The following is a 12,686-nucleotide window of genomic DNA, read 5'->3' on the forward strand; positions in this document are numbered from 1 at the left end:
CAGCTGTCTTGGCAAGCCCGATGGCAAGGTCCTTGAAGGCGTGAGATTTTCACGTTAGCAACCTGACGTCGTGGTTGAAATTCGCGGTTGAAATTATTGGCGGCTCCATGCGTGGAGCCGTTTCCATTCGAACGATCGCTTATTTGCCAGGTTTCCGAGCTTCGAGCGCATAGCGCAATTTTGGCGTCTCTTGCTGGATATGGTCCCACAAGCGGTTCGAGACCGGTCCGTGCGGCCGGTCGCGGCGGCGCGCCACCACCAGTTCCTCGGTACGGCCCGGCAGATGGCGACCGGCAATCGATTGCAGGCGGCCGTCGTGCAGTTCGTCTTCGATCAGGAAGCGCGGCATGTGGCCCCATCCGAGGCCCTGCAGGATGATTTCCTTCTTCATGCCCTGGTCGGCAACCATGCATTGAGGCGCGCCCTCGATCATGAAATAGTCTTGTTGCGGTGAATGGCGGGCGGTGTCGCGCATGATGCATTGGGTGAACGCGTGCATCTGGTCCGGCGCGACCGGACGCTTGCTGCGCTCCGGCAGGAAGCCCGGCGCCACTACCGGAATGAATGGCACTTTGCACAGGTCAACCCATTCCACGCGCGGGTCGCTTTTGTCGATCCAGTGCAGGATCAAATCGGCTTCGTCATCGAAAAGGCGCTCCCAGGGACCGCCCACCGCTTCGAAATGCAGATGCAGGCGCGTGCCCGGGCACCGGGCGAAGAACCGTCCGAGCATCCCCAGCGCCTGCGGGCGCGGGCACAGGTCGCCGATCACCACATGAATCTCGCTTTCCTCGCCCATTGACAACTGGGCAGCATGGATACGCAAGCCTTCCAGTTCGCGTAGCAGCGATTGCGCCCGGCGCTGGAAGGATAGCCCGGCCTCGGTAGGACGCACGCGATAGCCGCTGCGATCCAGAAGAACAAGGTCGAGTTGCCGTTCCAGCTTGGCGACGGCGGCGAACACCGCCGGGTGCGAGCGATGCAGCATGGCCGCGGCAGGCTGGAAGCCGCCGGAGCGGACCACGGCGTCGAAGCACTGCAGGTCGTGCAAGGTGAAATCCGACATGTCATGTTTTCCTACAGAGATCATTATATCTTTGTAATATCATGGAAATCGCGCCGCGGCTAGAATTTGCGTCATTCATCAATCAACAAGGAAGGTGTTTTCACCATGAATGAGCTGAATTTCGTTAGCGCCGGCGACGGCGCCCGCATTGCCTACCGCTTCGACGGCGACGCCGGGAAACCGGTGCTGGTGCTGTCCAACTCCATCGGCACCACATTGCGGATGTGGGACGCGCAGGTCGAGAGCCTGTCGCAGCATTTCCGGGTTTTGCGCTATGACTTCCGCGGCCACGGGGGATCAAGCGTTGCAGCCGGCGCCTATTCACTCGACCGCCTTGGCCGCGACGTCATCGAACTGCTCGATGCGCTTGGCATTGAACGGGCGCATTTCCTCGGCTTGTCGCTGGGCGGCTTCGTTGGCCAGTGGCTCGGCATCCACGCGCCCGAGCGGATCGACCGCCTAATCCTCAGCAACACCTCGTCCTATCTCGGACCGGCAAAGCAGTTTGATGAACGGATTGCCGCCGTGCAGCAGGCGCCGGACATGGCAGAGACCGCCGAGATGTTCCTGGGTAACTGGTTTCCTGCGCATATGCTTGCGGCGAAGGAGTCGGTCGTCGAGGATTTTCGCCACATGCTGCTGGCTATAGACAGGCAAGGCCTGGCTGGCTTGTTCGCGGCGGTGCGCGATGCGGACCTGCGCCGCACAATCGCCCTGATTTCGCGGCCGACGCTGGTGATCGCCGGCCAGTACGACACTGTGACTGCCGCCAGCCACAGCGAGCTGATCGCCGCCACGATTCCCGACGCCAAGCTGGTTGTGCTGCCCGCGGTTCACTTGTCGAATGTGGAGTATCCCGCCGAGTTCATGGAGGCCGTGCTTGGTTTTCTACGTTGAATTACTCCGTCATCGAACGATGCAAATTCTGCAAGGCCGGCAGGATCTCCTGGGGCTCACGCATGGACTTGCGTGCAGCACCGACAGCGCGGCGTACGCTGCCCGGCGTCTCGCCTTTGTCGATGAGCGCGATCGCGGGATCCCGGCACGCTGCCAGCGTATCGAGCCAGTCCGCAGGCTGCATAGGCTGGAAGCGCCGCGTCACGAAACGGCTTGCATTGAATGCTGGACGCATCTGCTCCACGTCGGCGACTGCGGCAACGAATTTGTCGGGGGTACGAATGGCGGTCGCCGGGTCCAAGGCGTCGGCAAGAGCCGCTAGCGCATCTGCCAAACGTCGCCGCAGCGCAGCGGTTGACCGTACCGGAAGCACCAGCCAGGCGGAGGCAACGCCTATGACCGCGCCGATTGCGATTTCTTCCAGGCGGGGCCACAGCATGTGCGGCGCCGGCGAGCCAGTGAAACCCTGCAATAGCGCCAGCGCGATAGTGACGAACAGCGCCCACCAGGCGTAACCCAGCGGCCGCAGCCATACCCCAAGAAAGATCGCGACGAGGATCTGCGCTACGGCGATCTGGCCGTGGGATCCGATTTGCATGCTGAGCGACAAGGCGATGACGGTTCCTGCTGCCGCTCCCAGCACCCGCAACACGCTCTTGTAGGCGACGTCCAGCCGGCCACGGCTGCCGCTGTTGACGATAAACGCGGTGAGTACGATCCATGACCAGCGTTCGGCAAAGAAGGCGTAGCCGATCACGAAGGATACTGCGAGCGCCGCGGCCATCTGGATCGCCATCCGAGTGGAAGCCATCGGGCGTAAAGAAGAGGCTGTGCGGGCCGGCGCGGGCGATTGCCGTTCCGGCATCTGTGCGGGACCAAGAAAGCGTGCGCGGCGGGCAAGCGCGTGCAACGCGCCCACCCACAGCAGGGCGAGCAATGCGACGACCACAGGCATCAATGGCGCCAGGGCAGGGCTGACACGCGTCGCCGGGATATACGGCGTGCTGAGCAACGCGACAAAGGGCAGTGCGATGAGAGAGCCGGCGCGGCGCGCCATGGGGCCGAACCGGCGCAGCCAGATCGAGAGGAACATGCCGGCGATGAAAACCAGCGCGCCAATCCATGGGGCGAGCCGCAATAACGCGCCGACACCGACTGCGACGAGGCCTACTGCCGGAAGCACGATGGCTGCCTCGATCCGGCCGCGGCGGTCGCGATCCAGCTGGCTGCGCGAAAGTGAAATGCAGAGCACCACCGCCAGCACCGCGGGACCCGGTTCCGGATCGATCGCCAATGCGCACAACAAGGTGGCAATGGCTGCGAGCATGGTCACTACAGCTTCCCGCAATGCGCGGAAGACGGTTGCTGCGCCGGGCGTGCGTCGGGCCAAGGCTGGAACGGTCATGGTTTAAGATTTGCTGACTGGCGCACAGTAAATTGTCATGTCAATTTTTCAGTTGAAGATTGGCAAACGCCTCGGCAATCCGCAGAGGAGCAGTCGGTCGCGCGTACATTCTATCCAGATAAGCGCGCAACCGAGGGTGTTCGTCGATCAAATGATATTCGTTGGCCCAATCCATCAAGTAGGCTGTCACACAATCGGCCACGGAGATGGTGTCGCCAACGATGAACTGTCGTCCTGCCATATGATTCTCCAGTATGGTCGCCATGGCAATAAATTCCTGGCTCGCGATAGTGATTTCTTCAGGTATCCGTTGATCTTCCGGGTACAGCCAGGTGTGGCGCGTGATGCGCCACAACGGTTGCTCCAGTTCCGTCATGGCAAACATCACCCAGCGATATGCTTGGGCTAATTGCTTGCGGTCAACAGGAAGCAGTCTTTTATCAGGGTATTTTTCAGCGAGGTAGACAACAATCGCCGCGGATTCGGTGAGTACCATGTCGCCATCGACGAGCACAGGCACCTTGCCGGCGGGGTTGATGCTGAGGAACTCGGGATGGCGATGTTCTCCAGCCAAGATGTTGACGGGTACAAATTCGAACTCGGCGCCGAGTTCATTTAATGCCCACAGCACGCGAATTGAGCGGGTGGCGGCAAAGCCATAGAGCTTCATCATGATCTTTCCTTTCAGGATTGGGTTGGTTGCCAATAACTAGTCGAATGGCGAAGTGCAGAATCGACTAAGCAAACTGGCTTATTGGCGACCTTTTCCTGAAAGAAAACTGAAACCCGGAGCGCCCGGATTGATTAGCGTGAACGCCGACTACGTCCAACTCTGGAGGATCTCGGCGAGCTTTTTCACTTGTTTTCGGGCGAGAGCCCGGCCTTCCCGACGCATTCGTAAGTCGAGTTCATTTGCGACGCGTGTAGCTGTAGCGATTTCCTAGCCATTTGACAGGGGTGCTCCCGGCGGCCGTGAAGTACTGGTCCTTCACTTCATGGTCCGCGTCCTGCCGCACGATCACCTGCTCCATTCGGAGCATTTGCCCGATTGCGCTGGTGCCGCTGATGTTTGGCGTGGCGAAGGGCTGGAAGCTCATGAACACGCGCTGCTCCGGGTCCGCGTCGAGGCTGAAGGCAGACATCAGTCCGTCCGGGGCACGGCTGTCCATCGACATGTATTGCCAGCGTCCTTCGAGCCGATTGAACGTCAAGAAATCCGCTCGGTTGAACGATGCTCCGCTTGCACCGGCAATCGGATGCAGGACCTCTTCCAGCATCGGCCCGATCATCCGGCGTTCGGCCACGAGCCCACTGAGGACGGCAGGTGTGGCGCCCGGCGCATCCCAGCTTGTGATGGTGACGTCCCGGGTGCCGGCGCGTCGGACCAGGGCCTGGGCTTCGGGACCGAATTCATTGAGCTGGTCCATCGCCAGCGGCAGGCTCGTGCGCATCCTGCCGGACTTTGATACCCCGTCGCGACCGATGCACCTGCTGTTCCATGCCGACAGGCGGCAGACGACCAAGCTGCGCAGCTTTGTGGATCTGGTCACGCGTGAACTCGGGCCCGAGAATCTCCTGAACTCGCCGTGAACCTGCAGCGATCGGGGCGCCTGACGAGCTGACGACGGCATCGCCGCCGTCCAAGGCGCGGACCCTCGAGTGGACTAGGGCAATGATGGAATGGCCTTCAGGGCCGCTGCGAAGACGTCGCGTGCGGATGTCGTACCCGCTACGTGTTCCGTACCCTCCACCCCAAGGTCCATCCATCCCGCATTCACGGCCTCATACATTTCTTCGACAGGTCCGGTGCGGCCCTTCGGGATGCCGAATTGCTCGAAAGTTTCCGCCCAACCCGCGCGTGGGATTGCAAAGGCTTTCACGTCGCGATTCAGGACTTCCCCCAATTGCTCCGCGACTTCATCCGCGCTGACCATCGACCCAAGCTCGACGACGCGCTGCCCGGACCACGCTGGCCCAGTCAACAGGGTTGCGACCTCGGCGCCGATGTCGTTCGTCGCGACCATGGTCGATTTCCGGTTGGTCGGATTGTAGTAGAGCGGTAGCGTTCCGCCCTGGGCGACCTGCAAGCCGTAGAGGAAGTTTTCGAAAAATCCGCCTGCGCGCACAAATGCGATTGGGGATGCCAGGTCGCGCAAACCTTGCTCCAGAAGCGACAGGGCCATGATGTTCCCGTGCCCGCTGGTTCTGTCCGCACCCATCGACGAAAGCGCAACCACCCGGGGCGGCGCTGCCTTGGTGAGCGCCTCGACATAGTTTGCAATCACGCCCTTGGCTTCTTTGTAATCGGGCGAGGGCGCCCAGACAGGTGGCAACATGACGAATGCGCCTTCGACGCCTTTGAGCGCTTGTTCGATAGCTGCCGAATCATTCCAATCGCCGTCTACCAGTTCCACGCCCCGGTTTGCCCAGCTTGACGCCTTTTCGCGATTGCGGACCAAGGCGCGCACATCATTGCCGTGCGCCAGCAGATGTTCCGCCGTTGCGCCGCCCACTTTTCCTGTGATTCCCATTACTAAAAACATGCTTTTTCTCCTGAAATTAAGGGACAGAACACTGCCCCTGTTACTAAAATTGAGGGCAGGACACTGCCCCAGCTGGATTAACGGATCACCGGATGAGCGGCAGAATGGCTCGGATACGGAGATCGCGCGCGTAGAGGCCGCCCCATGTCAGCGCGCCCAGAAGCAGTGAAATGATTTCCGGCGGCGACCCCAACTCGCCAATGCGGACATGGGCACAGATGGCCGCTCCCAAAAAGCCCGTCACCAGAATCGCGCCGAGGACGGCGGTGGCAGGGATGGCGTAAAGGATGGCGCAGGTGAGCACGATCGAGCCCACGATACGAGTCAGGTCCATCGCGAACCCTGTTTCCTGCAACATGCCCGCGATCTGTGCGGGTGCGAAAAGCTGAATTGCGCCGTCTGCCACCAAGGCAATAACGACTAACGCGCTCATTATCCGGCCGGCCCACAGGGCGCGATGCGAGCTCATTGTTTTGGTCATTTGTCATTCTCCGATGGGTGATCCCAATATTCGGAGCATACTGTGTCACTTAAGCGTGATAAACAGCGACGAAATGAACTCACTGTTCTCTTTAAAGAGAACAATGCCATGCCGAGGCACGAAAATGCAAAATCTCGAACCCATCCTCATTTTCATAACGGTTGCGGAAATGGGGAGCTTCACCCACGCAGCCGATAGCCTGGGCATTCAAAAGGGAAGAGCCTCAACGGCGGTCCGGAAGCTGGAGGAGGATATTGGCGTCAGGCTTTTGCACCGGACGACGCGCAGCGTGCAGTTGACAGAAGACGGGCGGGTATTTCATGCACGCGCCCGCGATCTACTGGCTGAAGTCGATGATCTGCACTCGATGTTCGCAAGCGACCGAGTGGCGCTGCGCGGGCGCTTACGGGTTGACCTGCCGAGCGAGCTGGCGCGCACCACCATCGTGCCGGCCTTGCCGGCCTTCATGGCGACTTATCCCGAGTTGGAGCTGGAGGTGTCGAGCACGGATCGCCAGGTCGATCTGGTTCAAGAGGGTTTTGACTGCGTATTGCGACTTGGTCCCATCGGTGACGAGACGCTGATTGCCCGCCCGCTGGGCAAGTTACGCATGGTCAACGCCGCCAGTCCTGCCTACCTGGCGCGCCATGGCGTCCCTCTATCGCTGGAAGATCTGCAGCATAAGGAACATCGGGCAGTTCATTTCGCAAGGACGCTCGGCGCAAAACCCTATGGATGGGAGTATCCGCGCGGCGACAGTTACGCGAGGCTTCAGTTGCGAGGCGCGCTGCACGTCAACAGCGTGCAGGCCTACGAAGCCGCCGGCGTCGCCGGCCTTGGCATGATTCAGGCGCCTCTTTTGGGGATTGGCCGTTATTTGGAGAGTGGGGCGTTGATAGAGTTTCTACCTGATTTTCAGCACAAGCCGCTCGACGTCTCCTTGGTAGTCGCGCATCGGCGCAACCTGTCGCGCCGAGTCCGCGCATTCATGAAATGGATCGAAACTGTGCTTGCGCCGCACCTGGAATAGCGAACGGACGTCCTGGCGCTGCATTACGACGTTTCGGTGTCCTGAACGATACCGGGCTTTTGCTTAGGCTGGACACCCATTCGATCGATGATGTGGTCGTGCTCCATGGCTTGCAGTCGCAGCAGCTCCGGCACCCAGAACGGTACTTTTCTTGTACCTTTGAGCCAATCAGATACAGCACGTTCGCTGCGGCGCAGCTTATGGGCCAGCTGGGCGAGCGGAATTCCTTGGGTGTAGTGCTTCATTGCTTGTGGGTTGCCGTACCTTAAATTTGGATACTTCATGTTGGTTTTCCTTCTATAAAATGGAAAAGCTTGGTCCTTGTTGGTAGTAGCTACAACTTCGCATAATTTGTATTATGTAAAATCACTTCTGCGGAAACGCCGCCTATTGACAGTGCTTGCATGGCTTGAACGGCTGCTTCTTGGCACTACACCTCTGCCGGCAACAAGCTAACAAATCCAGTATTTCCCTCTTACTCAGGCCTGCGATCAATGAATTTTTGCGCTTCAAGGATATGACCAAAAGCGCCGTCTTTGAAAAACTGCTGCGATCCCAACTCCTACGCAAACGTTGAAATGTCAGCGTTGCCTATCCCTGTCTTCTGTGATCGGCCAGGTGTGACTGCACCAGGACCTGTCACACCTGGTCAGTCACATATCTGTGACTCATCGATCGTGACCAACAGGCGCCGGTCACGGCAGCTCAGTCACAGCTAGCGCTGTCGATATTCCCGGGCATCGAGCAAGACGGCTTTCCCGTTATGCGTGGGCCGGACCCGCTGTTTGGCGGTGACATCCACACGTTTACTATTCCGGCCGGAAAATTCGACGGCATCATTGGTGGACCACCCTGCCCTGATTTTTCCAAGGCGCGCAGGTCGGCACCAACTGGATACGGCCTTGGTTTGACTTGATTAATGTAGCGTTGCGCGCGGCCGAGCAGAGAACCCGCCATACGCGCTACGGTCGGCAATTTTTTCGGCCCGACAACAATTAGTGCGACGACACCAATCAGAGCCAGTTTAGTGAGACCAATATCGATCATGAGAAGGGACGGAAAACATCACTTTCAGCCAGCTTGAGACGAGCACCGACCGCAATGAATCAGTTTCCGAACGCGTCCTTTTCTTTGACTGCAACGTCAATCGTCACTTTATCGGCGGCTGGCTTTTCTTCCTCGCCTTTGACGCCATCCTTGAAACCTTTGATTGCCGTGCCCAGATCAGAGCCCATATTCCCGATTTTTTTAGTGCCAAACACCAGCATGACAATCACCAGCACGATCAACCAGTGCCAAATGCTGAACGAACCCATTTCTTTCTCCCGTTGGACAAACTTGCTCAAGCCAGTTCGCTTCAGCATCCGTATTGATCCGCCTCGGACACCCAGGCCATGTGGCGGCTGACACGATGCACTTTCCTATAGTCCGCCGACATTGTCGACGACAACCACCATCAGTAAACTGGCAGTCTCCCAGCAAAACCGGGAGACTGCACGGCATCAATCACCGTCAAGACATCCGTCAACCATCAATGCCGTGACGGGCAAGAAACATCGATATAAAACAAGATGATCACGTTGGCGTGTAATCGGTTGCAGCTTGCCCTTGCAAACTTACTTTCACGGCAGATTTGTTTGGCGCCTTGTCGGCCACGATGCTGTACGACGTCACCGTCCCGTTTTCCCAGGCGCAGCTGACCTTGTAGCCACCCCTTGCTCGCAAGCCAGTAAATGACCCTGTCTGCCATTCCGATGGACATGCGGGCAACAGCGCGATTACGCCATTATGACTTTGCAACAGCATCTCGGCCATTGCACCGGGCATGCCCAAATCGCCATCTATTTGAAAGGCGTTATTACTATTCGTAAGGGTAAACAGGTTGCTAAAAGAGCTTTTTTCCAGGCTGCCTTTGATCATCGTCAGCGCATTCTCGCTATCTCCCAAACGTGCAAACAAGGCACATCGCCATGTCCAAACCCAGGACTGTTCACTGTCGCTCACCGACATGCCTGCCATGGTAACCGTTCCAGACTGGGTTCCCAAGGGAAGGCCGCAGCGAGCCAGCAGCGCGACCTCCGCAGCTTTCGCAAATGCTGGCGTGCCGGTCGGCGTAATCTGGCGTCCGGGAAACACCGCCATCAGCTGCGAAGTGTGCCGATGCGTCAAGCTGAGTCCCTTGCTTTGCATCAAAGTAGGATTGGATTCATAGTCTTCTCGGAATTCCTGCAACTGTCCTTTGGCGCCAATCAGGTTGGGTGCAAGATTACCCTGCGTGGCTTTCACCGTGCTGAGCAAACTGCTGTCGCTCGTTGGCGCCAAATTGGCGTTGCTCAATGCAGTCGTAGCGTCTTGAAAATTTTGAAACACGTCCCATACAAGCTGCTGCCCAAACGTCACACCGTCTTCAGCGGGCCCCTGTTCCGGCGAACCATAGTTGGTTACTAGCGCGTTTACAGGTTTCGCAGGGACAAGATACTTACCATTCGCATCAGTTCTGAGCTGCCCCGTGCTTGTCCAGAATTGGCAAACCTCTTTGATCATTGGATAAGCAACGTTCTGTAAATAAGTGATGTCCTGGCTGAAGGCATAGTGCTCCCACATATGCTGCACATTCCAAGCATTCATAGGAGTAAAGTACTCCCAGCTACTTCCGCCAAAGATGTTCTGGCTTGTACGTACTGTCCAGCCGGTGCTCCCGGGGAAGTTCGCCTGTGTTCTAATTCTGAGCGCAGGGGCCTGGTCAACAATGAAATCAGACAATGGCAAGTGACAGCCGGACAGGCCGGTAGACTCAGCCGACCAGTAACACATCTGAACATTGATATCGTCGTGGTAGTCGCTGTTCCAAGGCGGAGTGTTGGAGTTATTCCACAGGCCTTGCAGATTAGCTGGCAACCCACCTTTTCTTGAACAACTCGCAAGCAAATACCGCCCCAGGTGAAACCGGGTTTGCTCCAGTGTCGGGTCCGCGCTGCCACTAGTGCTTTTATAAGCGTTCAGTCGCAAATCTGTCGGCAGACTCGACACATTGACCGCGCTGTTACCCCAATTGACGTCAACTCCTGTCATCAATGCTTGAAAATCCGCAGCATGTGACGCGTATAAGGTACTGAACGATTTGGCCGCTGCCGCGCTCAAGGTTGAGTTGACAACGCTGAGAGGCGTCGCGCTGGTGCGCCAGCCGGCGCTATAGACAGGAGCATAGTTTGTTCTGGCATCGACCAAGAGCAGAATGCTGTCGCATTTGCTGAGTGCGATACTTGTCCCGCTTTGCGTCGCCGTTCCATTGGTCCGAATCAAACGCGCCTTAGCCGCATACTGCAAATTATTTGCAAGGCTGCCATTGAAAGAAATACTCTCTTCCGAGGTTGAAACCAGCGCTGTGGAGGTGTCAGCACTTTGGCCAGATGTGAGCTGCAATACGCCAGACAGGCCGCCGGACGCTTCTGACCTTAACTGCATGACGATCACATTATCGATATTACTGGCAAATGTCTCGCGAATAAAATAATTGCCGCCAACAAGGTAGCTGGTTGTCTGCAAGCCGTTTTGCATATTCAAGCGGCGTTCGTATTCACAAACTACGGTTTTTCCTGAAGTTGTAAATGCAGAGCCGTTCAGTGCAATTTCTGCGACCTGGAAGTGGCCGGTTTTGGGATCACCAGATCCGGCATCTTTGGGACAGCTAGTCGTATCAAAATTAAAACGCCAAAAGCGATATTTGGGCGAACCGCTTAATGCAAACGTTTGCAGCTGATTACGTGCCGAGAACAACGCATTGGATTGGCTGCCAGCCTGAGTCCAGGTGACGCCGTCATTAGACCCCATGAGCGTCCAGTTTTTAGGGTCTCTTGCTGCAACGTCATTGGCGCTGGTCAGCGCATAACTGGAAATGGTTTGATTCGATCCCAGATCAATCTGCCATTGCACGATGTCTCCCGGATTCACGAAGACACACCACTTGGTATTCGCCTTGCCGTCCACTGAACTGTCAATGCGTTCGCTGTTTGCCGCTGTCAACGCTCCCATTCCGTGGCCGGATGGGGAAAAGACATAGATCTGGGACGAGGCTTGTTGAAGATTTATCCCAGTCAGTCCTATTTCTGCTATCTGAAAATGCCCGTCAGTGGTGGCCGCCGCAGACATGGTAAAGTCGATTTTGTAAAAACTGAAAGCGGTGGAATTTGTAAATGTATAGCTGTTGGCCTGATTTCGGCTGGGAAATGGGGACGTTGAGAAATTTTGAGTGTCAAGCACCGTCCAACTGCTGCCGTCATTGGAACCGGAAACCGACCACTTCAACGGGTCTCTTGCCGGCACATCCTCCGCAGATGTCAGCGTGTAGCTGGAAACAACCGCCGCACTTGAAAGTGCTGCCTGCCAGGTGACCACGTTCGGAGGACCTGCAATGCACCACTTGGTCCTGATGCTGCCGTCAACGGTAGACAGGATGCCCTGACCTGAACTGGAGGCACTTGCACTGACATTCGGCGAAGTGATCGCCGGCGGGGAAACACCGCCCAGCGAAAGCGATAAATTGCCAAAATTCTGATAGCTGCCATTAGCAGCAGCACTGCCATCATCTGTATTATTAGTACCTGTCCACAAACTCTGTTCATTGAATTGCAACTGCTCAAGCAGCACGCCTCCGGCCAACATGGCACCTGTCCGGCCATTGCCGACTGGCAGCCAAGTACTCTGCCAATCATTGCCCGCAGCTTGATAGAAGAGGTTTTGGCTTGCAATGCTAGACGTTGGCGCTGTTCTCACAATACCGGGAACAACGGCCGACTTGCTGGTACTGGCGACGCCAGCTGGACTGGATGCAGCGGGATTGTCCTCATTGCCGCTGCCACAGGCGGCCAATAGCGGGGATGCCGCCAACGCCGTTATTTGGGTCAATATCTTTCGGCGCGATGGGTTCGATGGTGAGCCATTCTGAGCTCTGAAGCCTTCATCTGTTCCAGAAGAACGATTGGTAATTTTGTCTTTCGTCATGATCCCTGTCTCCATTTCTTTATAGCTGGGCTAATTTATTTTTTCAGACTGATGCTAAATGCAATAAAACAACCTACGGTAACGCGTGAAACATTACTGACAGTATCTCCAGTCACATACCCATCACAGCATCGTATTTGACAGCTTTGTCGCTCCATCCGCGGCACATGTCGCACTAACTTGTTTGCCAAGCCGCGGCTGTCGACAGCAATACCGCCTCACCAACAAACTCCAGCTGAACGCCTTGCTTTCGTATTGATATG

General features: G+C 57.0%; 13 protein-coding genes and 1 pseudogene. 4 read left to right on the plus strand and 10 right to left on the minus strand.

Translation table 11 applies throughout. The features are described 5' to 3' along the window. Positions 1-139: 139 nt before the first annotated feature. The gene (locus CFter6_RS12100; RefSeq protein WP_061540133.1) at positions 140-1,066 is read right to left on the minus strand and encodes a LysR family transcriptional regulator; all 927 of its coding nucleotides are present in this window, start codon (positions 1,064-1,066) and stop codon (positions 140-142) included. A 105-nt stretch (positions 1,067-1,171) separates the two neighbouring features. On the opposite strand from CFter6_RS12100, the gene pcaD reads away from it, so the two are divergent. After that, positions 1,172-1,963 (plus strand): 3-oxoadipate enol-lactonase, encoded by a 792-nt coding sequence (pcaD, locus tag CFter6_RS12105; RefSeq protein WP_061540134.1) that lies wholly within the window; start codon positions 1,172-1,174, stop codon positions 1,961-1,963. A 1-nt stretch (position 1,964) separates the two neighbouring features. On the opposite strand, the gene CFter6_RS12110 is transcribed toward pcaD, so the two are convergent. The 3 genes from CFter6_RS12110 to CFter6_RS12120 all read right to left on the minus strand — a co-directional run bounded on the left by CFter6_RS12110 (position 1,965) and on the right by CFter6_RS12120 (position 4,795). Then, entirely contained in the window at positions 1,965-3,290 is a 1,326-nt protein-coding gene (locus CFter6_RS12110; protein WP_236904668.1) for an FUSC family protein, read from the minus strand. 118 nt (positions 3,291-3,408) lie between these two features. Beyond that, on the minus strand, positions 3,409-4,038 hold the full coding sequence (locus CFter6_RS12115) for a glutathione S-transferase family protein (protein ID WP_061542340.1): 630 nt from the start codon (positions 4,036-4,038) through the stop codon (positions 3,409-3,411). Between the two features lie 238 nt (positions 4,039-4,276). Further along, a complete protein-coding gene (locus tag CFter6_RS12120; RefSeq protein ID WP_150118727.1) occupies positions 4,277-4,795 on the minus strand; it encodes a hypothetical protein in 519 nt (172 codons plus the stop codon). On the opposite strand from CFter6_RS12120, the gene CFter6_RS25070 reads away from it, so the two are divergent. Further along, positions 4,782-4,958: a type 2 periplasmic-binding domain-containing protein gene (locus tag CFter6_RS25070; RefSeq protein WP_205631468.1), complete on the plus strand. Its 177-nt coding sequence runs from the start codon at positions 4,782-4,784 to the stop codon at positions 4,956-4,958. The genes CFter6_RS12120 and CFter6_RS25070 overlap by 14 nt on opposite strands. A gap of 74 nt (positions 4,959-5,032) precedes the next feature. Here CFter6_RS25070 and CFter6_RS12125 read toward each other — a convergent pair whose 3' ends face one another. Together CFter6_RS12125 and CFter6_RS12130 are read right to left on the minus strand one after the other, a co-directional pair. After that, on the minus strand, positions 5,033-5,911 hold the full coding sequence (locus CFter6_RS12125) for an NmrA family NAD(P)-binding protein (RefSeq protein ID WP_061540137.1): 879 nt from the start codon (positions 5,909-5,911) through the stop codon (positions 5,033-5,035). Between the two features lie 85 nt (positions 5,912-5,996). Continuing rightward, positions 5,997-6,392 carry a DoxX family protein gene (locus CFter6_RS12130; RefSeq protein ID WP_061540138.1) on the minus strand — a complete coding sequence of 132 codons (396 nt, stop codon included), beginning with the start codon at positions 6,390-6,392 and terminating at the stop codon, positions 5,997-5,999. A gap of 124 nt (positions 6,393-6,516) precedes the next feature. Here CFter6_RS12130 and CFter6_RS12135 point away from each other — a divergent pair, with 124 nt between their 5' ends. Further along, a complete protein-coding gene (locus CFter6_RS12135; protein ID WP_061540139.1) occupies positions 6,517-7,422 on the plus strand; it encodes a LysR family transcriptional regulator in 906 nt (301 codons plus the stop codon). A gap of 23 nt (positions 7,423-7,445) precedes the next feature. Here CFter6_RS12135 and CFter6_RS12140 read toward each other — a convergent pair whose 3' ends face one another. Then, the gene (locus CFter6_RS12140) at positions 7,446-7,706 is read right to left on the minus strand and encodes a helix-turn-helix domain-containing protein (protein ID WP_061540140.1); all 261 of its coding nucleotides are present in this window, start codon (positions 7,704-7,706) and stop codon (positions 7,446-7,448) included. 479 nt (positions 7,707-8,185) lie between these two features. On the opposite strand from CFter6_RS12140, the gene CFter6_RS26945 reads away from it, so the two are divergent. Further along, entirely contained in the window at positions 8,186-8,338 is a 153-nt protein-coding gene (locus tag CFter6_RS26945) for a DNA cytosine methyltransferase (protein WP_150118893.1), read from the plus strand. On the opposite strand, the pseudogene CFter6_RS25075 reads toward CFter6_RS26945, so the two are convergent. The 3 genes and pseudogenes from CFter6_RS25075 to CFter6_RS26185 all read right to left on the minus strand — a co-directional run. Then, a pseudogene (locus CFter6_RS25075) lies at positions 8,329-8,469 on the minus strand (Sec-independent protein translocase subunit TatA/TatB); the annotation flags it as partial. The gene CFter6_RS26945 and the pseudogene CFter6_RS25075 sit on opposite strands and share 10 nt — an antisense overlap. Before the next feature lie 59 nt (positions 8,470-8,528). Then, complete coding sequence (gene tatA, locus CFter6_RS12145; protein WP_061540141.1) at positions 8,529-8,738, minus strand: Sec-independent protein translocase subunit TatA; 210 nt, start codon at positions 8,736-8,738, stop codon at positions 8,529-8,531. Positions 8,739-8,997: 259 nt separating this feature from the next. Beyond that, positions 8,998-12,423, minus strand: coding sequence for a glycosyl hydrolase family 95 catalytic domain-containing protein (locus CFter6_RS26185; RefSeq protein WP_150118728.1), 3,426 nt, complete (start codon positions 12,421-12,423; stop codon positions 8,998-9,000). Positions 12,424-12,686 lie beyond the last annotated feature (263 nt).

This window comes from Collimonas fungivorans, from assembly GCF_001584145.1.
In the GTDB taxonomy this organism is placed as follows: Bacteria; Pseudomonadota; Gammaproteobacteria; order Burkholderiales; family Burkholderiaceae_D; genus Collimonas; species Collimonas fungivorans.